Source organism: Curtobacterium sp. VKM Ac-2884 (genome assembly GCF_015350945.1).
Lineage (GTDB): Bacteria > Actinomycetota > Actinomycetes > Actinomycetales > Microbacteriaceae > Curtobacterium.
The window spans coordinates 267,273-287,316 of sequence record NZ_JADKSA010000005.1 but is presented as its reverse complement, the minus strand read 5'-3'; the positions used below and the strand labels follow the sequence as shown (position 1 = coordinate 287,316).

The 20,044-nt window shown below is 71.5% G+C and carries 22 protein-coding genes; 7 read left to right on the top strand and 15 right to left on the bottom strand.

Annotation, left to right across the window (positions count from 1 at the left end; translation table 11 throughout):
- Nucleotides 1–92 precede the first annotated feature (92 nt).
- Nucleotides 93–455, bottom strand: a complete 363-nt coding sequence (locus ITJ60_RS15185; protein WP_194648530.1) for a sterol carrier family protein — start codon at nucleotides 453–455, stop codon at nucleotides 93–95.
- A gap of 57 nt (nucleotides 456–512) precedes the next feature.
- On the opposite strand from ITJ60_RS15185, the gene purD reads away from it, so the two are divergent.
- Both purD and ITJ60_RS15175 read left to right on the top strand, forming a co-directional pair.
- The gene (gene purD, locus ITJ60_RS15180) at nucleotides 513–1,781 is read left to right on the top strand and encodes a phosphoribosylamine--glycine ligase (protein WP_194648529.1); all 1,269 of its coding nucleotides are present in this window, start codon (nucleotides 513–515) and stop codon (nucleotides 1,779–1,781) included.
- Complete coding sequence (locus ITJ60_RS15175) at nucleotides 1,778–2,647, top strand: phosphoribosylaminoimidazolesuccinocarboxamide synthase (RefSeq protein ID WP_194648528.1); 870 nt, start codon at nucleotides 1,778–1,780, stop codon at nucleotides 2,645–2,647. Before purD ends, ITJ60_RS15175 begins: the two co-directional genes overlap by 4 nt.
- Here the strand turns inward: ITJ60_RS15175 and ITJ60_RS15170 are convergent.
- Nucleotides 2,644–3,846: a PP2C family protein-serine/threonine phosphatase gene (locus ITJ60_RS15170; RefSeq protein ID WP_123340135.1), complete on the bottom strand. Its 1,203-nt coding sequence runs from the start codon at nucleotides 3,844–3,846 to the stop codon at nucleotides 2,644–2,646. The genes ITJ60_RS15175 and ITJ60_RS15170 overlap by 4 nt on opposite strands.
- Nucleotides 3,847–3,987: 141 nt before the next feature.
- Here ITJ60_RS15170 and ITJ60_RS15165 point away from each other — a divergent pair, with 141 nt between their 5' ends.
- Nucleotides 3,988–4,308 (top strand): hypothetical protein, encoded by a 321-nt coding sequence (locus tag ITJ60_RS15165; protein ID WP_194648527.1) that lies wholly within the window; start codon nucleotides 3,988–3,990, stop codon nucleotides 4,306–4,308.
- 12 nt (nucleotides 4,309–4,320) lie between these two features.
- On the opposite strand, the gene ITJ60_RS15160 is transcribed toward ITJ60_RS15165, so the two are convergent.
- The 3 genes from ITJ60_RS15160 to ITJ60_RS15150 are packed head-to-tail and all read right to left on the bottom strand — an operon-like array spanning nucleotide 4,321 to nucleotide 6,478.
- Nucleotides 4,321–5,262 carry a helix-turn-helix transcriptional regulator gene (locus ITJ60_RS15160; protein WP_194648526.1) on the bottom strand — a complete coding sequence of 314 codons (942 nt, stop codon included), beginning with the start codon at nucleotides 5,260–5,262 and terminating at the stop codon, nucleotides 4,321–4,323.
- A 35-nt stretch (nucleotides 5,263–5,297) separates the two neighbouring features.
- Nucleotides 5,298–5,915: a signal peptidase I gene (lepB, locus tag ITJ60_RS15155; protein ID WP_194648525.1), complete on the bottom strand. Its 618-nt coding sequence runs from the start codon at nucleotides 5,913–5,915 to the stop codon at nucleotides 5,298–5,300.
- On the bottom strand, nucleotides 5,912–6,478 hold the full coding sequence (locus ITJ60_RS15150) for a hypothetical protein (protein ID WP_123937518.1): 567 nt from the start codon (nucleotides 6,476–6,478) through the stop codon (nucleotides 5,912–5,914). The genes lepB and ITJ60_RS15150 overlap by 4 nt, the downstream gene beginning before the upstream one ends.
- Nucleotides 6,479–6,605: 127 nt before the next feature.
- On the opposite strand from ITJ60_RS15150, the gene ITJ60_RS15145 reads away from it, so the two are divergent.
- A complete protein-coding gene (locus ITJ60_RS15145; RefSeq protein WP_194648524.1) occupies nucleotides 6,606–7,391 on the top strand; it encodes an SDR family oxidoreductase in 786 nt (261 codons plus the stop codon).
- 104 nt (nucleotides 7,392–7,495) lie between these two features.
- Here the strand turns inward: ITJ60_RS15145 and ITJ60_RS15140 are convergent, their stop codons facing one another.
- The 6 genes from ITJ60_RS15140 to ITJ60_RS15115 form a co-directional block, all read right to left on the bottom strand.
- Nucleotides 7,496–8,380, bottom strand: coding sequence for a VOC family protein (locus ITJ60_RS15140; protein ID WP_123340130.1), 885 nt, complete (start codon nucleotides 8,378–8,380; stop codon nucleotides 7,496–7,498).
- A gap of 222 nt (nucleotides 8,381–8,602) precedes the next feature.
- Nucleotides 8,603–9,694 carry a hypothetical protein gene (locus ITJ60_RS15135; RefSeq protein WP_194648523.1) on the bottom strand — a complete coding sequence of 364 codons (1,092 nt, stop codon included), beginning with the start codon at nucleotides 9,692–9,694 and terminating at the stop codon, nucleotides 8,603–8,605.
- Nucleotides 9,691–10,293 carry an ABC transporter ATP-binding protein gene (locus ITJ60_RS15130; protein ID WP_194648522.1) on the bottom strand — a complete coding sequence of 201 codons (603 nt, stop codon included), beginning with the start codon at nucleotides 10,291–10,293 and terminating at the stop codon, nucleotides 9,691–9,693. The genes ITJ60_RS15135 and ITJ60_RS15130 overlap by 4 nt, the downstream gene beginning before the upstream one ends.
- Complete coding sequence (locus ITJ60_RS15125) at nucleotides 10,284–11,327, bottom strand: peptidoglycan-binding domain-containing protein (protein ID WP_194648521.1); 1,044 nt, start codon at nucleotides 11,325–11,327, stop codon at nucleotides 10,284–10,286. The genes ITJ60_RS15130 and ITJ60_RS15125 overlap by 10 nt, the downstream gene beginning before the upstream one ends.
- Nucleotides 11,327–11,854, bottom strand: a complete 528-nt coding sequence (locus ITJ60_RS15120; protein WP_194648520.1) for a hypothetical protein — start codon at nucleotides 11,852–11,854, stop codon at nucleotides 11,327–11,329. The genes ITJ60_RS15125 and ITJ60_RS15120 overlap by 1 nt, the downstream gene beginning before the upstream one ends.
- Before the next feature lie 80 nt (nucleotides 11,855–11,934).
- Nucleotides 11,935–12,216 (bottom strand): hypothetical protein, encoded by a 282-nt coding sequence (locus tag ITJ60_RS15115; RefSeq protein WP_194648519.1) that lies wholly within the window; start codon nucleotides 12,214–12,216, stop codon nucleotides 11,935–11,937.
- 104 nt (nucleotides 12,217–12,320) lie between these two features.
- On the opposite strand from ITJ60_RS15115, the gene ITJ60_RS15110 reads away from it, so the two are divergent.
- Nucleotides 12,321–12,887 carry a GNAT family N-acetyltransferase gene (locus tag ITJ60_RS15110; protein WP_194648518.1) on the top strand — a complete coding sequence of 189 codons (567 nt, stop codon included), beginning with the start codon at nucleotides 12,321–12,323 and terminating at the stop codon, nucleotides 12,885–12,887.
- Nucleotides 12,888–12,986: 99 nt separating this feature from the next.
- On the opposite strand, the gene ITJ60_RS15105 is transcribed toward ITJ60_RS15110, so the two are convergent.
- Nucleotides 12,987–14,516, bottom strand: coding sequence for a catalase (locus ITJ60_RS15105; RefSeq protein WP_194648517.1), 1,530 nt, complete (start codon nucleotides 14,514–14,516; stop codon nucleotides 12,987–12,989).
- 50 nt (nucleotides 14,517–14,566) lie between these two features.
- Nucleotides 14,567–15,097, bottom strand: coding sequence for a Fur family transcriptional regulator (locus ITJ60_RS15100; RefSeq protein ID WP_228510423.1), 531 nt, complete (start codon nucleotides 15,095–15,097; stop codon nucleotides 14,567–14,569).
- Nucleotides 15,098–15,278: 181 nt separating this feature from the next.
- Between ITJ60_RS15100 and ITJ60_RS15095 the strand changes: the two genes are divergently transcribed.
- Together ITJ60_RS15095 and ITJ60_RS15090 are read left to right on the top strand one after the other, a co-directional pair.
- A complete protein-coding gene (locus ITJ60_RS15095) occupies nucleotides 15,279–16,592 on the top strand; it encodes an acyltransferase family protein (protein ID WP_194648516.1) in 1,314 nt (437 codons plus the stop codon).
- 148 nt (nucleotides 16,593–16,740) lie between these two features.
- Entirely contained in the window at nucleotides 16,741–17,559 is an 819-nt protein-coding gene (locus ITJ60_RS15090; protein ID WP_194648612.1) for a cytochrome c oxidase assembly protein, read from the top strand.
- A gap of 124 nt (nucleotides 17,560–17,683) precedes the next feature.
- Here ITJ60_RS15090 and ITJ60_RS15085 read toward each other — a convergent pair whose 3' ends face one another.
- Nucleotides 17,684–19,333 (bottom strand): DHA2 family efflux MFS transporter permease subunit, encoded by a 1,650-nt coding sequence (locus ITJ60_RS15085; RefSeq protein ID WP_194648515.1) that lies wholly within the window; start codon nucleotides 19,331–19,333, stop codon nucleotides 17,684–17,686.
- The gene (locus tag ITJ60_RS15080; RefSeq protein ID WP_194648514.1) at nucleotides 19,330–19,944 is read right to left on the bottom strand and encodes a PadR family transcriptional regulator; all 615 of its coding nucleotides are present in this window, start codon (nucleotides 19,942–19,944) and stop codon (nucleotides 19,330–19,332) included. Before ITJ60_RS15080 ends, ITJ60_RS15085 begins: the two co-directional genes overlap by 4 nt.
- Nucleotides 19,945–20,044: the final 100 nt, after the last annotated feature.

Sequence of the window (20,044 nt, the reverse complement as noted above, 5' to 3'; positions counted from 1 at the left end):
CGGCGACTTCAAGCGTAGGTTCGCAGTGCATGCGCCCGCATCGGTAGGGACTACCTAATTCGGTTCGTCCGCCTAGGTAGTGCTGGACGCGACTAGAGCGCGACCCGCACCGGCAGGAACGCCGTCAGGTCCGCACGCGAGCCGGACGCGCTGACACGTGACTGCGCGACGGCCTCGCCCCAGGTCAGCTCCGCGGTCGCGAGCGCGAGCCACGTCGTGGCGTCCGTCTCGACCACGTTCGGCGGCGTGCCACGGGTGTGGCGCGGTCCGGGGACGGCCTGGACCGCGGCGAACGGCGGCACCCGGACCTCGACACTGTTGCCCGGCACGTCGTCGGCGAGGCGCTGCAGGGTCCACCGGACGGCCGTCGCGATGGTCGCTCGTGCCGTGTCGCCCTGCTGCACCGCGGTCAGTGCGGCGCGGCCGGCGGCGTCCTCGATCCTCCTGGGTGGCATCTCCACAGGCTAGCCGTCGCCTCGCGGGGGGCGAGTCCTGATCGGTAGGGTGATCGGGTGCGAATCCTCGTCCTCGGTTCCGGTGCCCGCGAGCACGCGATCATCACGGCCCTCCTCGCTGAACAGGCGGGCCACGTCATCACGGCTGCTCCCGGCAACGCCGGCATCGCCGCCGATGTCGAGACCGTCTCCCTCGACCCCACCAACGGCGCACTCGTCGCCGAGTACGCGATCGAGAACGGCGTCGAACTGGTCGTCGTCGGGCCCGAGGCGCCGCTCATCGCCGGTGTGGCCGACCCCGTCCGCACCCGGGGCATCCCGGTCTTCGGGCCGGGCAAGGCCGCCGCGCAACTCGAGGGCTCGAAGGCCTTCGCCAAGCGCATCATGTCCGAGGCGAACGTGCCGACCGGCCGCCCGGTGTACGCCGGCACGGCGGACGAGGCCGTCGCCGCGATCGACGAGCTCGGCGCTCCGTACGTCGTGAAGGCCGACGGGCTGGCCGCGGGCAAGGGCGTCCTCGTGACCGAGGACCGTCAGGCCGCGATCGACCACGCCACCTACTGGCTGCAGCACGGGCACGTCGTGGTCGAGGAGTTCCTCGACGGCGAAGAGGTCTCGTTGTTCTTCCTGAGCGACGGCCACGACGTCCGCCCGCTCAGCCCCGCGCAGGACTACAAGCGCCTGGCCGACGGCGATCTCGGGCCGAACACCGGCGGGATGGGCGCCTACTCGCCGCTGCCGTGGCTGGCCGATCGTTGGGCGTCCGAGCAGGCCTTCGTCGACGAGGTCACCGAGCTGGTCGCGCTGCCCACCGTCCGTCGTCTCGAGCACGAGGGCACCCCGTTCGTCGGGCTCCTCTACTGCGGGCTCATCGTCACCGAGCAGGGCGTCCGGGTCATCGAGTTCAACGCCCGCTTCGGCGACCCGGAGACCCAGGTCGTCCTCCCCCGCCTGGCGACGCCGCTGAGCGGACTGCTGCTCGCCGCCGCAACAGGCCAGCTCGGGGGCACCCCGGAACCCTCGTTCCGTCCGGACGCCGCGGTCACGGTCGTGCTCGCGAGCGAGGGCTACCCGGAGAACCCGCAGACCGGCCGTCCGATCACCGGCATCGACGCCGCGAACGCCCGCGACGGCGTCTCCGTCGCACACGCCGCCACCGGGCTGCTCGACGGCTCCCTCGTCGCCACCGGCGGTCGTGTGCTCAGCGTCGTCGCGACCGGCGCCGACTTCGTCCAGGCGCGGGAGCGCGCCTACGCGGGCCTCGGCGACATCACCCTGCAGGGCGCGCAGTACCGCACCGACATCGCCGCGAAGGTCACCCGATGAGCGCCGCTCCCGTGATCGAGGGCTGGGAGCACGTCTCGTCGGGCAAGGTCCGCGAGCTCTACGTGCCGACCGGCACCGCCGACATCCAGAGTGCGTCCGAGCTGCTGCTCGTGGCGTCCGACCGCGTCAGTGCCTACGACTTCGCACTCGAGCCACCGATCCCCGGCAAGGGCGAGCTGCTCACCCGCCTGTCGCGCTTCTGGTTCACGCAGCTGAGCGACGTGCCGAACCACATCATCGGCCCGTCGTCCGGTGGCACCCCCGTACCGGCCGAGGTCGAGTCGCGATCGATGCACGTCATGCCGCTCGAGATGTTCCCCGTCGAGTGCGTCGTGCGCGGGTACCTGGTCGGCAGCGGCTGGGCCGAGTACCAGCAGACCGGCAGCGTCTGCGGCGTCGCCCTGCCCCAGGGGCTGTCGAACGGCGACCGGTTGCCCGAGCCGATCTACACCCCCGCCTACAAGGCACCGCAGGGCGAGCACGACGAGAACATCTCGTACGAGCAGACCGTCGACCTGGTCGGCGCCGAGGTCGCGGCGACCCTGCGCGACCTGTCGCTGCACGTGTACACCGAGGCAGCCGCGATCGCCCTCGAGCGCGACGTCGTGATCGCGGACACCAAGTTCGAGTTCGGGCAGGACGCCGACGGCCGGATCCGGATCGCGGACGAGGTCCTGACCAGCGACTCGAGCCGGTACTGGGACGCCCGGGCCGACGGTCGGACGGACTCCTTCGACAAGCAGATCGTGCGCGACTGGCTCAGCGCCAACTGGGACCGCAAGGGCACGCCCCCGGTGCTGCCCGAGGCGATCGTGTCCCGCACCGCCGCGCGCTACGCCGAGCTCATCGAGCGCCTCGGCGCCTAATCCCGCGCGACCACGACGACGGTCAGGTCGTCGCCCGGGTCGTGGTCGACCGCACGCGACCGCACCCGCTGCAGGAACGTCGCGATGTCCGGCGACTCGCGGTAGAGCACCCCGAGCTGCGACAGCGACGCGAGGGTGGAGTCCCACAGCTCGAGCGCGCCGTCGCTGACCACGATGACCACGTCACCCGGACGCATGACGAGCGAGCCGGAGGCACGTTCGATGCCCGCGGGGTGCAGCCCGATCGGCAGGTCCGACGACCGCAGGATGCGCTCGGCGCCGTCGTCGCGGAGCTGCAGGACGAGCCCGTGTCCGGCGTCGGTGAAGTCGATCCGGCCGGTCGAGGGCGTGAGCCGGCCGTGGAACATCGTCGCGAACGACTCGGCGCGGCTGAGGTCGGGTGCGACCTGCGCCTCGAGCTCGGCGACGGCGACGTCGGGTGCCAGGTCGCCGCGGGCGAGCAGTGCGCCGCGGATGTTCGCGGCGAGCAGCCCAGCCGACATGCCCTTGCCCATGACGTCCGCCACGGTCAGGTGCACGGCGTCGTCGCCGGAACGGTGCCAGTCGTGGAAGTCGCCGGAGACGACGCCGTGCGGCACCGACAGCCCCGCGATCCGGTAGCCGGGTACGTCGACCGTGCCGGGTTCGAGCCCCGCGAGCACGGACCGCAGGCGGTCCTCGTCGGCGCCGGCTGCCAGTTCCCGCTCGGCCCAGACACCGAGTTCCTGGAGCAGGGCGACCTCGTCGGCGTCGAGGGTCCGCGGTTCCGGGTCGATGAGGCAGAGCGTGCCGACCTTGACGTCGTCGTCGCCGAGCCGCAGCGGGACCCCGGCGTAGAAGCGCACGTTCGGGTCGCCGACGACCATCGGCATGTCGGAGTAGCGGGCGTCGATGCGCGCATCCGGCACGAGCACGGGGCCGCGCTCCCCCAGGGTGCGCCCGCAGAAGGTGTCCTGCAGCGGGATGACCGGTCCGAAGTGGCTGTCGCTCTGCTGGGACTTGATGGTCAGCGATGTCTCGCCCGCCAGGTTCAGGAAGGAGCCGGAGACGCCGAGGGCTTCACGCGCGATGCGGGTGATCCGGTCGAAGCGCTCCTCGGCGCCACCCTCGACCACGTCGAGTGCGGCGAGCAGCGCTGCGCGGCGTACGGCGTCGGGCGCGCCGGTGACTGGGACGGTCGTCGCTGTCTCCGAGTGCATGCACCCACGCTAACGCGCCAACCGGACAGGGCCTGTCCCCACTACGGAGGACGCACCACCCCAGTCCACGGGGCAGGCTCGCCGAGCGCTCGGCGGCCGGCCCTGGTCCGGCGCGACCCGGTGCCGGACTACCCTGGACGCGTGTCCCGTCGTGTCCTGCCCGCTGTCGCCCTCGCCGCGGCGGCCCTGCTGACGCTCGCGGGGTGCGGCGCCCACGACTCGACCGGCCAGGTCTCGGTCACCGTGTCGGACAACGCCGCCGACCACCCGTACGAGGTCAAGGTCTTCGCGTCGACGGGCAAGCTCTCCGAGCACCAGCGGGTGTTCCCCGGTGGCACCGCGGACTTCGCGGGCGTCCCGCTCGGCAAGGTGACGGTCCGCGCGGGCTCGCTGTGTCCGCAGACGACGACGGTGACGAACGACGCCGTCGCGACGGTCACCCTGACGACAACGGGCTGCTGAGCGCGGGTCGGTTCAGACCGCGCCGGGACCTCGCGCGATCGTCTCGTGCGGCTGCTCGCCGAAGCGTGCGCGGTAGTGGGCGGCGAAGCGACCGAGGTGCGTGAACTGCCAGCGCCGGGCGACGTCGCTCACGAGCAGCGCGCCCGACCGCGACCGGCCGAGTTCGAGGTGGACCCGGTCGAGCCGGACCTCGCGCAGGTACTGCATCGGCGTCACCGCGAGCCGCCGGCGGAAGAGGTCCTGCACGCCGCGCTCGCTCAGGCCGCACGAGTCCGCGATGTCGGCCACCGAGAGCGGCCGGTCGGCCTGCTCGTGCACGAAGCGGATCGCACGACGCATGCGGTGCTCGACGTCGGACCGTGACGGTGAGAACGTCGAGAGCACGACCGTCGCGATGCGTCGGTTCAGGGCGGCCCGCTCGTCGGGCAGCAGCGCGGGGTCGAGGACGCGACCGGTGACGTCGCGGAGCAGTGCTCGGAGGGGCTCGATCCGGGGGTCGGCGGCGTCCGGTTGCCGGAACTCGGCCGCTGGGCCGCCGCCGCCGCGGTCGCCGTCGCCGTGGCGGTCGCCGTCGCCCGCGCGCCCGCCGAGCAACGCCGGAGACAGGTGCAGCAGGGTCATCGCCGTGGCGTCGGTGTCGAAGCCGTACGCCACCGAGGCGGAGAGCATCATCGGGCGTTCGGCGCCGACGTCCCAGCTCGAGCCGTCGTCCGCGGTCAGGCGGGCACGGCCGTCGGCGAGCCAGAAGACCACGTGGTCCGGTCGGGGGCCGATCGTGCCGGAGCGGTGTCCGTGCGTCCCGATGCGCCGGATCGACAGCTCTGCGTCACCCCCGGTCACGTAGTTGATGGGCACAGCGTCCATGGGCGCAGCGTTGATCGGCGCAGCGTTGATCGGCGCAGCGTTGATCGGCGCAGCGTTGATCGGCACAGCGTTGATGGGCACCGCGTCCATGGGCGCAGCGTCCACGGGTGCAGCATCGGAAGTCGTCACGGGTCGGGCACCTGGTCCCACTCGTCCGCGTACCGCGAGAGCACCGTCCACCGTGACACCGGCCACGTGGTGATGAACGCACGACCGACCACGTCGTCGACCGGCACCGTGCCGTGCACGCGGGAGTCCGCCGAGTTGTACCGGTTGTCGCCCATCACCCAGATGCGCCCCTTCGGCACGGTGATGTCGAAGTCGGTGCCGGAGACCCGGTCCGACCCGATCTCGGGCACCACGTACGGTTCGTCGACCGGGTGGCCGTTCACCGACAGCCGACCACCGGTGCCGCAGCACGAGACGGTGTCGCCGGGCAGGCCGATCACGCGCTTGATCAGGTCGTCTCCCTGCCCGGTGCCGAGCCAGCCGCCCGGGTCCTGGAACACGACGACGTCACCGCGCTGCAGCGGCACGGCGCCGGGGACGAGTTCGTTGACGAGCACACGGTCGCCGATGAGCAGCGTGTTCTCCATCGACGCGGACGGGATGTAGAAGGACCGGACCAGGTAGGTCTTCACCAGGAACGACGCCAGCAGCGCCACGACGACGATGACGACGAGGTCGCGGAGGAACCTCCAGCCGGCGCGCTTCGGCTTCGGCTCGGACTCGGTGGCGCTCAATGCGTCAACACCACCTTCACGAGACCGATCACGAACGCCACGGCGGCCAGCACGATGCCACCCCAGAGCCCGAGGAACGTGGGCCGCTTGCCGCTGAAGCGCTGCATGAAGACGCCGACCATCCCGATGCGCACGACCAGGATGACCAGGGCGGCCGTCTGCGCCCACCCCGTCGGGATCCACCCGATCCAGGCCACCGCGTACAGCACCGCGGGGATGAGCCCGGACGTCGCGATCGGGTTCGCGTTCCGCATGATCGTCACGACCGATTCGCGGCGGGCGTCGTCCGTCTGGGAGTCGTCGCCGCCGAGGCCGTGCGCCACCAGGTGCGCGAGCACGTGCGCCAGGTAGGTCAGGACCGCGGTCGCCAGGACGGCCCAGATCGCCGAACCGTGGTGGATCGCGGCCGGGTCGACGGCGATCGCGGCGGCGAGCACCGTGATGTTGCCGTAGATGTAGGACGACATCCGGTCACGCACGTGCTCGATCGGCAGGTCGCGCGGGTCCGGACGACCGCCGCGGGGTCCGCGTCCGCGTCCGAGCGGGGGTCGTGTGCGTGGCATCCGTCCATCTTGGCCCTCACGTGCCGGTCCTCGCCGACAGGACACCGAGTGCGATGGCCACACGCGTGGCCGGTTCCGGCAGACTGGGTGGCGATCGGTGCGACGGCGCACCGGACAGGAGGCCCGTATGACGTCCGCACGACCACTCGCCCTGGTGACCGGCGTGGGCCGCAGAGCCGGCATCGGCGCGGCGCTCGCCACCCGTCTGGCGACCGACGGCTGGGACCTGGCCATCTCGTGGTGGGGCCCGTACGACGACCGCGTGAGCGGTGGGGCGGATCCCGACGGGGTCGAATCCGTCGTGCAGGAGTGCGAGTCGGTGGGTGCACGCGTGACGCGCCTCCCGGTCGACCTGGAGGACCCGGACCAGGCGGCCGCCCTGGTCGGCCGCGCCGAGACCGAGGCGGGCGCACCCGTCACCGCGCTGGTGATGTCGCACTGCGAATCGGTCGACTCGGACGTCCGGACCACGTCGGTCGAGTCGTGGGACCGGCACTTCGCGGTCAACGCCCGCGCGCCGTTCCTGCTCGTGCAGGCGTACGCGGCGGCACTCGAACGCGCTGGCGACGCCGCGCCGCGGGACCGACGGCGGATCGTCGCACTGACGAGCGACCACATCGCGTACAACCTGCCGTACGGGGCGTCGAAGGGGGCACTCGACCGCCTCGTGTTCGGTGCCGCGAAGGAGCTCGGCAGCCTCGGCGTCAGCGCGAACGTGGTGAACCCCGGCCCGAACGACACCGGGTGGATGTCCGACGACGTCAAGCGCTGGGCGGTCGAGGGCACGCCGCTCGGCCGGCTCGGACGACCGTCGGACACCGCTGCACTCGTCGGGTTCCTCTGCTCGGAGCAGGGACGCTGGGTGAACGGGCAGCTGCTGACGTCGGACGGCGGGATCTCGAACCGCGCGTGACCCGCGCAGTCGGCAGCCGGCGCCGAGTCTCGGGGTCAGCGACACTGCTCGTGGCTGCGGGCGCGAGAAGTGTCGCTCAGCCCGAGTCTCGGCCGCCCGCGGGCTCAGCCGCGACCGGGCGCGGTCACCTCGATGCGGTTCGCCCACGGGTCCTCGAACGCGACCGTCCGGCCGTCGTCGGCGGTCTGCACCCCGGTGTCGTGCATGCGTGCGACGAGGGCACCGAGGTCGTCCGACCCGGGCACCTCGATCCGCACGAGCCCCAGCCCGAGCGCGAGCTGGCGGCGCCCGGCGCCGCGGGAGTTCCAGGTGTTCATCGCCATGTGGTGGTGGTACCCGCCGGCGCTGACGAACAGTGCCTCGCCCCACCCGGCCGTCGTCGCGAAGCCGAGCTTGTCGACGTAGAAGTCCTTCGCGCTGGCGACGTCGCCGACCGACAGGTGCACGTGGCCGACCCGACCCGGCGCGTTCGGCGCGGACTCCACCGCGTCGGCCGTCAGGTGCTCCTGCAGGAACGCGTTCGGGTCGACGTACTTCGTGTCCATGTCGACCATGCCGTGCGTCCACGACCACTCTGTGCGGTCGCGGTCCCAGTACAGCTCGACGCCGTTGCCCTCGGGATCGGTGAAGTAGAACGCGTTGCTCACCAGGTGATCGGCACTGCCGGTGAAGGTCTGCGGGAACTTCGTCGCGACCGAGTAGAGCGCGGCGGCCAGGTCGGCCCTCGTGTCGAACAGGATCGCGGTGTGGAACAGGCCGGCGTCGTGCGGGCCGGCGTGCTGCATCGACGGCGCGTGCTCGAGGATCACGATCGGGATCGCCAGGCCACCGGCGCCCGGTCGCCCCAGCACGGCGACGCCGCCCTCGTTCGAGAGCAGCGCGAGCTGGACGCCGTCGCGGTAGTAGCCGATCATCCGGTCGAGGTTCGCGACGCGGAGGGTGACGGCACCCATCCCGGTGTCGGCGGCGAGGAGGTCCTGCGTGTGCATGGCACCAGTGTGCGCCCATTTGGTTGACGCGTCAACCAAATGGGCGCCGGTCGCCTGCGCCAAAGCGACAGATCCACGCGACCCCGGTGCGAGGTGTCCGCCAAAGCGACAGATCGCCGCGAACAGTTCGCGGCGATCTGTCGCTTTGGCGGACGAGACGAGCAGCGGACCGGGCGCGCAGGCGACGGGCGGCCAGGTGCGCGTCCGACTCGCCAGTCGCGGTCAGCGGGAGCGGAAGTAGCGGTGCAGCGCGCGCTCGCGGATCGCGGCTGCGGCGAGCGCCCCACCGAGCAACGCGCCGACGAGCCCGAGGGACGCGATCGCGATCGCCTCGCGCACGATCGGCAGCGCGTCGTCGACGTCGAGGCCACGCACCGACACCACCGCGACGCTGGTCGCGACCAGGGCCCCGACCGATCCCCAGACCACGTGCTGCAGGACGATGCCGAGGACCTGCGCGCTCCGCGGTACCCCGACGTGCCGGTCGGAGGCCAGGGCGAGCCGGCGCCGTGCGACCGCTGCCGCGCCGATCGTCAGCCCCACGAGGGCCGCTGCACCGAACGGGACGAGCACTGGCTGCCGCACCGCGGGGGTGAAGACCGCGCCCAGGGTCGGGTTGAGCTGCCCGGCGGTCGGTCGGTCTTCGCCCTCGGCCCCGCTCGTCGGCAGGACGGTGCGCCGGAGCATCGAGACCGTGTCGTCGCGCTGCGGCCACACCGTCACCCAGCAGGCGTCGAACGGCGACCCGTCGTCCACCGTCGGCGCGAGGACCGCGTACTCCAGGTCGGGGTCCCGGCCGTCGTCGGGGTGGTCGTACACACCGGCGACTCCGGTGCCCGCGCCGCCCACCGTCACGAGGCGATCGCCGGCAGCAAGCCCCAGGGTCTCGTGCACCGTGGGCGAGATGATCACTCCCGCGGCCCCGTCGGCAGCCGAGCCGCCGAGCAGACCACGCACCCCGGCGGTCACCTCGTAGGTCGGGATCGCCGAGCCCGGCAGCGCGGCGGGGACGACTCCGGCGTCGAGGCGCCGGAGCGCACCGGACGCGATGACCCCTTCGGCATCCGCGAGGGCATCGCACACGCGGCCGTCGATCCGGCCCTCGGCCCGCTGGACGGTCGTCGCCGCAACGCTCGCGACGAACTCCGCAGCAGCCCGGACGTCATCGGCGACCGCTGCGGCGCGCAGGCCAACGACACCACTGAGCAGCACCGCGAGGACGACAGCGGCCGTGGCTGCCCATGAAGCTCCGGAGGCGATGTCGCGCCACGCCTCCCGCCAGACCTCGGTCACCTGCATCCGGCGGGGGCTCATCGGTACCGACCGAGGTCGAGCACTCCGTCGCAGGCGTCACGGGTCGCGTCGTCGTGCGTGGCGACGACGACGACCGTCCCCGACGCGGCGAGCGCACCGATCCCACGGTTCACCTCGATCGCGGTCGCCCGGTCGAGTTGCGCCGTCGGCTCGTCGACCAGCATCAGACCCGGCGCACTCGCGATCGCGCGCGCGAGCATCAGGCGTTGCGCCTCGCCACCGGACAGTTCGGCGAACCGCGCGTGCGCTCGCGAGCCGAGCCCGAAGCGCTCGAGGACCTCGAGTGCCCGGACGTCTGCGGTCCGACGATCCGCGCCCTGGGCGACGAACGGCAGCGCGACGTGGTCGAGCACGCGGCGGCGGGCAACCCCGTGCGGGTTCTGGAACACCCAGAGCGGCCGACAGCCCGGCGGACGGACGGCGGCGCCGCGCGTCGGACGGAGCATCCCGGCGAGGATCGCGAGCAGCGTTGACTTGCCGGAGCCGCTCGGCCCGACGACCGCGGTCACGCTCCCCTCGGCGAAGGTGCGGTCGACGCGGTCGAACAGCACGGTGCCGTTCGGCCAGACGTGCCCGACGCCCTCGAGCGTCACCGACACGAGCTGGACCGGTCCGGCTCGGCACGGATCCGGTCGAGCGTTCGTCCGCTGGGCACCCGGACGAACGACTGCCCGAGCTCCGACCCGAGGACCTCGACCCGGAGCGACCGCCCCGTCGTCGGTTGCAGGCACGCCCGGTCACCCTCGAGGTCCCAGAGGGCCGTCGGTGGCACCACCTGGACCGTTCGTGGCCGGCTGAGCGCCCACGTCGCGGCCACCGTCGGTGTGCCGTCGGCCGAAGCGACCGTGGCCGCGTACTCCGGCAGGGCGGTGATCGTGGAGAGGGCCGTCGGCGACGACACCACCCCGGCGGCGTCGGTCGGGACGTCGGCGTTCCCGATCCGCAGCACGCGCTCCCCCGGCGCCGGATCGACCGGGAGCGCCTCGATGCGCGCACCGCGGAGTTCGGCCGGGAGTTCGACGAGGACGCCGTCGGGCCCGACCGCTGCCCCGACGACGGCCACGCACGCCAGGACGGTGTTCTCGGCGGCTGACACCCATGCGAACGGGTCCCGCGGCACGACGTCGTCGGGCAGGTCGTCGCGGTCGACGCCTCGGTCGACCAGGAACTGCTGCGCAGCGTGGAGCGTGCCCGGGCCGAGGACGCCGTCGATGCTCAGTCCGGCACCGAGGCGCGTGAGTTCCCGCTGCAACCCCGTGACGTCGGCCCCGCGGTCGCCGAGCTCGAGGTCGCGCCACAGCGGCTCGTCACTGGCGAGCGCGATCACCGGCCGCCCGTCGACCCGCGCGAGGACGTCCCCACTCCGCACGGGCGTCCCGGTCGAGCACGTCGACGTCGTCACCGTGCCGGTCCGCGACGTCACGACCGCCCGTGGGGCACCGGTGTCGAGTGCGAGCTGCACCTGTCGTTCATCGGCATCGGTGCGCTCGGTCACCCGGACGGTGCTCGCGGGAGCCGCTGTCCGGAGTGCAGCCGGCACCTCGGCCGGCACAGTGACCACGATGGCGGCGGCCGTCGCCGCCGCGACCACCATCGCCCCGAGCGCCAGGAGTGCGGCAGACGGGAAGCGCATCACTGCCGCCAGAGCCCGAGCGGGTCGACACGGCACTGGATCGCAGCGTCGCTCGTCTCGTCGAACGGGAACGTGTCGGCGTCGTAGTCCTTCCGCCACTGCCGCTCGGTGTAGTCCTTTCCCACCAAGCCGGAATCCCGCAGGCAGGGAACCGTGATCTTCGCGTCATCGAGACGTTGAGGATTCCGGCGCGTCTCCTCGAAGAGCTGTGTGACGTACTCGTCGGCGGTCTCCTCGCATTTTCGGAGGATCGGGTCCGAGCGCTCGAAGAAGTCGTCGGGGTAGCGCCCATCGAGTGATTCGAGGCCGAATCCACCGTCCGGGTCGTAGTCGATCCGCAGTCCGGAGTCCGCGAGGCACCGACCCACGCGGTCGTGCGCGGCCTCGAGCTCCGCAGTGGTCACATCACCGTCAGCGAGGATCCTGAACTCGAAGTCCGACACACCGTCATCGAGCGCGGCTCGGAACTCTTCAGCCCACGGCCCCGCCGATTCAAGGGTTACCTCCGACGACATCGTGGTCTCCACAGCGCTGCTACAGCCAGACAGGACGAGGACCGTGGTGGCCGCGACGCACACAGCGGCACGGCCACCGAACAGATGGCGCACTACCGCGCCGTCATGCCGTACGAGACGACGTTCGCCCAACACAGCTTCTGCGCCGAGATGTGCCCCTTCCCCACCCAGGCCCCGTACTTCGAGGACGCGTTCTTGATCGCGTTCCAGTGCCGCGCGCCGTTGCCGCAGGAGTTGTTCTTCCCCTTGGTCAGCGTCACCGACCCGTAGCACGCAGCACTCGCCTCCGGCGCCGTCGCGGTGTCGACCGCGATCCCACCGCCCACGACACTCCCCAACACGACCGCACCCAGCACGACGTTCTTGATCGACATCGATCTCCCCTTTCGTTGCGACACCTCCCCGATGTCACCGTTAACGTATTACCGTTCAGTACGGGGATGCAACGACCACCGCCACATCCGTGCAGGATGGACGCGTGACTGATGACATCCGGTGGGAGGTGGTCGAGGAGAGCTCCCTCTCGCTCCCGGACCACGAAGCGATCGCCGCACTGCTGGCGCAGGCGTTCCCGGACTGGTCCCACTGGTACGTGGGCGGCCGCAGCTGGTCCGGCATGCAGCCCGAGCGCCGCGTCCTCGCCCGCGACCAGGACGGCGTCGTCCTGGCGCATGTCGGCATCCGCCGCATGTTCATCACGGTCGGCGGGCGCGACGTCCTGGTCGGAGACACCGGCCTCGTCGCCGTGTCGCCGCGGCTGCAGGGATCGGGCAGGGGACGGGAACTCATGGAGCGCACGCACGCCGTGCTCGACGGGCTCGCGGTGCCGTACGGCTTCCTCGGCGCGGGCGAGAACCGCATCCCCTTCTACGCGAAGCTCGGCTGGCACGAGTTCCCCGAGGTCGTCGGCACCTTCTCGGCGTTCACCGCCGAGGGCGCCGGCATCACGAACACGGAGCAGGGCGGCTGGATGGTGCGGCCGGTGGCCGCAGCACTGGAGGACTGGCCGGCCGGCCCGATCTGGCTGAACGGCCAGGAGGTCTAGGACCAGACCACGAACGGACGGGAGGCACGGTGCCAGCTGGCACCGCGCCTCCCGTCCGTCAGGTGGTGGACCGGGGCTCACGCCCCCGCGTCCACCGGACTACGCCTCGACCGCGACGGTCTCCGGGTCCTCGTTCGAACCCGGCGCGCTCGGCACGACCGCGGCGCGCACGCGCGCACCGAGGTCGGCGTCGACGTTCGTCCAGTACGCGAACACGCGCTCGCGCAGGTCGTCGCGCGTCACCTTCGAGACGTGACCGGCGATGTTGCCGACCAGGCGCGCACGGGCGGCGTCGTCGAGGACCTCGCGGACGAGCGTGCCGGCCTGGCCGAAGTCGTCGTCCTCCGGGTGCAGGGTCGCGGCGGAGCGCTGCAGCGCGCCGTCCGACTCCCAGCCGGGCACGTCGTCGGTCGCGGTCGGGTCGGCGTGTGCGCCGCCGAGCGAGTTCGGCGCGTACACGGGCACCTCGGACTTCTGGAAGTCGAAGCGCATGGCGCCGTCCTTCGAGTACGAGTGCACCTCGTTCTTCGGGGCGTTCACCGGCAGCTGCGCGTGGTTGGTGCCGACGCGGTAGCGGTGGGCGTCCGCGTAGCTGAAGATGCGCGCGAGGAGCATCTTGTCCGGGCTGGCGGCGATGCCGGGCACGAAGTTCGACGGGGCGAACGTCGCCTGCTCGATCTCGGCGAAGTAGTTCTCCGGGTTGCGGTTGAGCTCCATCGTGCCGACCTCGATGAGCGGGTAGTCCGCGTGCGGCCACACCTTCGTCAGGTCGAACGGGTTGAAGCGGTAGCTCGCGGCGTCCTCGTAGGGCATGACCTGCACCTTGAGCGTCCAACGCGGGTGGTCGCCGCGCTCGATCGCAGCGTGCAGGTCGCGGATGTGGAAGTCCGCGTCCTCGCCGGCGATGCGGTCGGCATCCTCCTGCGTCAGGGTCTTGTGCCCCTGCTCGGTCAGGAAGTGGTACTTCACCCAGAAGCGCTCGCCCTCGGCGTTGATCCACTGGTACGTGTGCGAGCCGAAGCCGTCCATCTCACGCCACGACGCGGGCAGGCCGCGGTCGCCCATCAGCCAGGTGACCTGGTGCGCGGACTCGGGCGACAGGGTCCAGAAGTCCCACTGCATGTCGTGGTCGCGCAGGTGCGAGCCGGGCAGGCGCTTCTGCGAGCGGATGAAGTCGGGGAACTTGATGCCGTCGCGGATGAAGAAGACGGGCGTGTTGTTCCCGACGAGGTCGTAGTTGCCCTCGGACGTGTAGAACTTCAGCGCGAAGCCGCGGGGGTCGCGCCACGTGTCGGGCGAACCCTGCTCACCGGCGACGGACGAGAAGCGCGTGAGCATCTCGGTCTGCTGACCTGGCTGCAGGAACGCGGCGCGGGTGTACTTGCTGACGTCCTGCGTGACGGTGAAGGTACCGAAGGCACCGCCGCCCTTCGCGTGGACGACGCGCTCCGGCACGCGCTCGCGGTTGAACTGGGCGAGCTTCTCGACCAGGTAGTGGTCGTGCAGCGCGAGGGGGCCGTCGGCCCCGACGCCCATCGAGTGCTCGTCGCTCGAGACGGGAGCGCCGGAGTTGGTGGTCGTGGTGGGGGTGCCGGCCGGCTGGCCGGGCGTCGTGTTCTGGTCGGACACGGTTCCTCCTTGGGTGGAACGGTTGGTTCGGTCAGGGGTGCTCGGGTGGTTCAGGGGACGCGCGGGGCGTCGGACTCGTCTGCGCTTGCGCTTGCGCTTGGTGCGCCGGCGTCGCTGGCTGCGTCATCGCCGGCGTCGCGGGCTGCGTCATCGCCCGCGTCGTCGCGCTCGGCCGCGGCGCACCGCTCGCAGATGCCCCAGTAGGTGACCTCGGCGGTGGTGACGGCGAAGCCGTGCGCGTCCGACGGGGTCAGGCAGGGCGAGTGCCCGACGGCGCAGTCGACGTCCTCGATCGCGCCGCACAGGGTGCAGACGATGTGGTGGTGGTTGTCGCCGGTGCGTCGCTCGTACCGAGCGGGGCTGCCGGCCGGCTCGATGCGTCGGACGAGGCCGACGCCGGTCAGCGCGGCGAGCACGCCGTACACGGCCTGGTGGCTGGTCGTCGGGAGCTCCGCCGTGAGCGCCGTGACGATGTCGTCGGCGGTGGCGTGCGGCATCGATTCGGTGGCCCGGAGCACCGCGAGTCGCGGCGTCGTGACCCGGAGGCCCGAGGTGCGGAGCAGATCGGCGTCGGCGTCCATGCTGAGCCTTTCTTTTGCAGGAATCAAGACAACGAGGCCACTGTACACGAGCCGCCCCCGGGGCTTCCAGCGGGGGCCAGGACGCCGACACATGCCCCGACCGGAATACGCAGTGTCACGATCCGGTCGCGATCAGCTGGACCAACGCTGGACCGACCGTTCCGCACGCTAGCGTCCGGACATGTCCACGAGCCACGGCCTGTCTGAACAGGCGAACAGCGCACCGGACGTCCGGGGGATCATCGCGAAGCGGGACCTGGTCGTCGACCTCATCCGGACGGCCTGCGTCGTCCTCGTCGTCATCGTGCACGTCACGATGGTCGGCGTCGCGTCCGACGACCACGGGGTGCGGGTGACGAGCCCCCTGCAGGAACTCCCGTGGTACGTCGCCGCCACGTGGATCGGGCAGGTGATGCCCCTCTTCTTCGTGGTCGGCGGCTTCGCGAGCGCAGTCGGCTGGCGCAGCACCGTCGCCCGCGGTGCGCCGAGCCCTGCTCGCGACTACCTGGCCACCCGCCTCGTGCGGCTGTTCCTTCCCGCTGTCCCGCTGTTCGTGTTCCTCGCGCTCGGGCTCGGTGTGGCCACGGCCGCCGGCACCCCACCAGGCCTCCTCGCCGAGGTCGCGTTCGGCATCGGCTCGCCGCTCTGGTTCCTCGCCGCGTACGGCATCACGCAGTGCTGCGTGCCGCTGATGATGCGGTTCCACGAGCGCGCACCCTGGGCGACGCTCGGCGTGTTGCTCGTGCTCGCCGCGGTGATCGACGCGGTCCGCCTGGCCACCGGGGTCGCCGAGGTCGGACTGCTCAACCTCGGGCCGGTGTGGCTCTTCGCGCAACAGCTCGGGTTCCTCTGGGCCGACGGCTGGTTCGCACGGCGGTCGAAGACGCTCCTGCTCGCGGTGGCCGTCGCCGCCTACGCCGTGCTCATCCCGATGACCTCGATCGGCTTGTGGGCACCGGACATGCTGCAGGACCTCAACCCGCCGATGCTCCCGCTGGCGTTCCTCGCGATCGCGCAGGCCTGCCTGGTCCAGCTCGTGCACGCTCCGCTCACCCGCCTGATGCGCACCAGGGCCGCGCTCGGCGCCGTGTTCGTCCTCGGCCGCGACGGCATGACCATCTACCTGTGGCACCTGCCGCTGTTCATCGCACTGAACGGGATCGCCCTGCTGGTCGGGGTGCCGTTCCCGTCGCCGGGCTCCGGCGGGTGGTGGGCGTCCCGGCTGATCGCACTGGTCGCGGTGCTCGCCGTCGCACTCGGGGTTGCTCGCGCGCTCCGGTGGTTCGACCGCCCGCTCCCCCGGCTGCTGCCCTCGGCCGACCGCCCGTCCTGGCCGGTCGTCGCTCTCGCTGCGCTCTGCACGATCGGTCCGGCGTTCCTGGTGATGCAGCTGCACCTGTCGCTCGGGGTCGCGGTCATCGGCGCCGTGGCCGTGCCGATCGGGGTGTGGTTGCTCTCGCGGACCACGCCAGCCCGGGGCGTCACCCGGATCTGAACCGGTTCTCACCGTTCGGGGCTGCTCGGGCCTGCACCGGCACACACGCCGGGCAGAGGATGGCGGCAGGCCGATCCCCTGGAGGCACCCGACGCCGTCGACACCCGAGTTCTGGAGCACCTGGCGGTTCGATCCCCTGTCCGCGGTGATGATCGCCGTCGCCGCGGGCGCCTACGGCTGGTGGGTCGTCGGCGCCGCACGTCGCGGCGCACGCTGGCCCTGGTGGCGCACTCTCGCGTTCGTCGCCGCACTGGTGCTGTTCGGGATCCTGCAGTTCGGCATCGTCGGCGTGTACGACCAGCAGCTCCGGTGGGCGTTCGTGCTGCGGTCCGCCCTGCTCTTCTTCGCGGTCCCCACCTTCGCCGCGCTCGGTGCGCCCGTCTCGTTGCTCCGGACAGGAGGCCCGGATCGCCTCGCACACGCCGCCGACGCCGCCATGCGGTCGCGTCCAGTGCGCCTGCTCGGCAACGCGATCGTCGCGCCGCTCGTCGCCCTCGTCCTGTTCGGCCTGTTGCTGACACCGTTCGCGGCGACCCTCCGCGAATCGTCCGTCTGGGCCGTCGTGATCACGGTGACGGTGCCGATGCTCGGGTTCGGGTTGCTCGCTCCCCTGTCGGAACCCGGGGTGCTGCGGTCGTCGACGTTCGTCACCGCGGAGTTCCTCCTCGCCTTCGTGGAGCTGATGATCGACGCGGTGCCGGGCATCGTGCTGCGGATCACGAACCACGTGCTCGACGGGTCGGTGGTGCAAGCCGTGGGGCAGCCGTGGTTCCCGTCGCCGCTGCGCGATCAGCACCTGGCTGGCGACCTGCTGTGGTTCATCGCCGAGGTGGCGGACATCCCGGTGCTCATCTCGCTGTTCATCCGGTGGCAGCGGACCGATCGCCGCGAGGCCCACGCCGTCGACGCCCTGACCGACGAGCAGATCGACGAATTGACGCGGGAGCACCTGCAGCGCCGGGGTTGAGCGCGCGGGCGGGGCGCCGACCCCGAACGACGACCTCGATGTCGAACGACGTCGAGGGTGTCGCAAGCACGCAGGCCCCGGGCCGCTCGTGGGAGCAGCCCGGGGCCCGGGTGGTCGGCGCGGGTCAGGCGTCGGCGTGCTTGCCGTGGTGGTCGATGGCGGCGAGCTCGGCCTCGGCAGTCGCCGGAGCAGCTGCCGCAGCGTGCACGCCGTGCTCGGTCGGCTTCGCGTCGCCCTCGGCCGGCGCAGTGCCCTCCGCGTCGGGCTGCGCGGTCACGCCACCGGTCTGCTGCCAGGCGACGGTCTGCTTCGGCTTCGCCAGGAACAGCGCCGCCACGATCGCCGCGATGAGCACGATCGCCGGCAGGAACAGCGACTCACCCATGGCCCGCGAGAACGGCTCGAGCAGGAACCCGGGCAGTCCGCCGACCTGCTGCTCGGCACCACCGGCGGAGGTCCCGCCGGCCGACGCCGGGAAGTTCGCGGTGATCCGGGCCTCCATCAGCGCCGCGATGCCGGCCGAACCGAGCACGGCACCGATCTGACGCGTCGTGTTGTAGACGCCCGAGCCGGCACCGGCCAGCTTCGGCGGCAGGTTGCGCGTCGCCGAGACGGACAGCGGTCCCCACATGCAGGCGTTGGCGATGCCGAGGAGCGCGCTCGGCAGGAGCACCCATCCCCAGTCGGCACTCGACGACAGCAGAGCGCCGAACCAGAACAGCCCGGCCGAGAAGCACGCGAGACCGAACGCGGCGACCCAGCGCGGGTTCCACCGGTTGAGGTTCTTGCCGACGAGCGGGGCGAGGCCAGCGGACAGCACGGCCTGCGGCACGAGGAGCAGTGCCGCCTGGGTCGGCGAGAACCGCAGGACGTCCTGCGCCCAGAGCATGATCGGCAGCGCGAACGAGGCGATCGCGACACCGACGGCCGTGATGGCGACGTTGGCCAGGGTGAAGTTGCGGTCCTTGAACAGGCCGAGGGGCAGCAGCGGCTCACCCTTCTGCACGCCCTGCCAGACGACGAACCCGGCGAGCACCACGATCCCGACGATGATGAGCGACCACACCGAGATCGGCCCGGCGATGACGCCCCAGTCGTAGGTCTCGCCTTCCTGGATGCCGAAGACGAGCAGGAACAGGCCAGCCGCCGACAGGAAGATGCCGAGGTAGTCGAAGCGGTGCCCGTGGCGGTCGAACGACGGCACGAAGCGCTGCGCGAGCACGAACGCCACGACACCGACCGGGACGTTCACGAAGAAGATCCACTCCCAGCCGAAGCCGTCGACGAGCAGGCCGCCGACGATCGGGCCGACGAGCGAGGCGACACCGGCGACGGCGCCCCAGAGCCCCATCGCGGCACCGCGGTTCTGCGGCGGGAAGATGCGCGTGATGACGGACATCGTCTGCGGGCTCATCATCGCGGCGCCGAGGCCCTGCACGACGCGGGCCACGATGAGCATCTCGATCGACCCGGCCAGACCGCACCAGAGGCTGGCGAGCGTGAACACCACGAGGCCGATCTGGTACATGACCTTCGGGCCGAAGCGGTCACCGAGACGGCCGGTGATGAGCAGCGGCACGGCGTAGGCGAGCAGGTACGCGCTCGTCACCCAGATCACGGAGTTGATGTCCGCGTCGAGCTTCTGGGCGATGGTGGGGGTGGCGACCGACACGATGGTCGAGTCGACGAGGATCATGAAGAAGCCCACGACGAGCGCCCAGAGGGCGGGCCACGGCTTCTTCTCGGTCGTCCGCGGAGGCGTGACGGTGGTCATCGAGTGGTGTCCTTGCTGTTCGTGGGGAAGTCAGTGTCTGTGGGGACGGCCGGGCCGTCCCAGGGGAGGTCGCCGCTGGCGATGCGGTCGACGGTGGTGCTGAGCCACTCGATCTGCGCGGCGAGCATCGCACGGACGTACGACACGTCGAGCCAGTACCGCTCGGTCAGCTGCTTGGCCTGCACACGCTGGAGTGCCTGGTCGTAGTCGTCGCGCTCCTGTTCGAGTGCGACGATCCGGGCCCGGACGGCACCGACCGCCTCGGCGTGCGGCAGGTTCTCGAGCACGGAGAGGGCCAGGTGGAACTCCGGGTACTCGTCCGCGGGCTCCGCCACCATGCGGCGGAGCCCGTCCGCGAGTGCTGCGCGACCGGCTTCGGTGATCGTGTAGGTGGTGCGTTCCGGCCGGTTGCCGTCGCGGTCGGTGCCCACGACCTCGGCGAACCCGAGCTCAGCAAGGCGGCCGACCTGGTGGTAGAGCGTGCCCGGGCGGACCTTGACGTTCCGCTCCTCCTGCCGGTGGACCATCGTCTGGAACATCTCGTACGGGTGCATCGGTGCCTCGTTCAGCAGGTCGAGCGCGGCGAACGCGAGGGGCGTGAGCGACGCCATGCGGGCCTCCTGACGGATCGGTGCGGCAGTCTTCCGACTGGACTATTCGACTTCGAATATACGGAGTCGAACACAGGTGAGCAAACGCACAGCACGTTCT

Coding starts and splice junctions, on each gene's coding strand:
- ITJ60_RS15185 (WP_194648530.1), bottom strand. CDS start 455: ATGCCACCCAGGAGGATCGAGGACGCCGCCGGCCGCGCCGCACTGACC.
- ITJ60_RS15175 (WP_194648528.1), top strand. CDS start 1,778: ATGAGCGCCGCTCCCGTGATCGAGGGCTGGGAGCACGTCTCGTCGGGC.
- ITJ60_RS15170 (WP_123340135.1), bottom strand. CDS start 3,846: ATGCACTCGGAGACAGCGACGACCGTCCCAGTCACCGGCGCGCCCGAC.
- ITJ60_RS15160 (WP_194648526.1), bottom strand. CDS start 5,262: ATGGACGCGGTGCCCATCAACGCTGTGCCGATCAACGCTGCGCCGATC.
- ITJ60_RS15150 (WP_123937518.1), bottom strand. CDS start 6,478: ATGCCACGCACACGACCCCCGCTCGGACGCGGACGCGGACCCCGCGGC.
- ITJ60_RS15145 (WP_194648524.1), top strand. CDS start 6,606: ATGACGTCCGCACGACCACTCGCCCTGGTGACCGGCGTGGGCCGCAGA.
- ITJ60_RS15140 (WP_123340130.1), bottom strand. CDS start 8,380: ATGCACACGCAGGACCTCCTCGCCGCCGACACCGGGATGGGTGCCGTC.
- ITJ60_RS15135 (WP_194648523.1), bottom strand. CDS start 9,694: ATGAGCCCCCGCCGGATGCAGGTGACCGAGGTCTGGCGGGAGGCGTGG.
- ITJ60_RS15125 (WP_194648521.1), bottom strand. CDS start 11,327: ATGCGCTTCCCGTCTGCCGCACTCCTGGCGCTCGGGGCGATGGTGGTC.
- ITJ60_RS15115 (WP_194648519.1), bottom strand. CDS start 12,216: ATGTCGATCAAGAACGTCGTGCTGGGTGCGGTCGTGTTGGGGAGTGTC.
- ITJ60_RS15100 (WP_228510423.1), bottom strand. CDS start 15,097: ATGGACGCCGACGCCGATCTGCTCCGCACCTCGGGCCTCCGGGTCACG.
- ITJ60_RS15095 (WP_194648516.1), top strand. CDS start 15,279: ATGTCCACGAGCCACGGCCTGTCTGAACAGGCGAACAGCGCACCGGAC.
- ITJ60_RS15090 (WP_194648612.1), top strand. CDS start 16,741: ATGATCGCCGTCGCCGCGGGCGCCTACGGCTGGTGGGTCGTCGGCGCC.
- ITJ60_RS15085 (WP_194648515.1), bottom strand. CDS start 19,333: ATGACCACCGTCACGCCTCCGCGGACGACCGAGAAGAAGCCGTGGCCC.
- ITJ60_RS15080 (WP_194648514.1), bottom strand. CDS start 19,944: ATGGCGTCGCTCACGCCCCTCGCGTTCGCCGCGCTCGACCTGCTGAAC.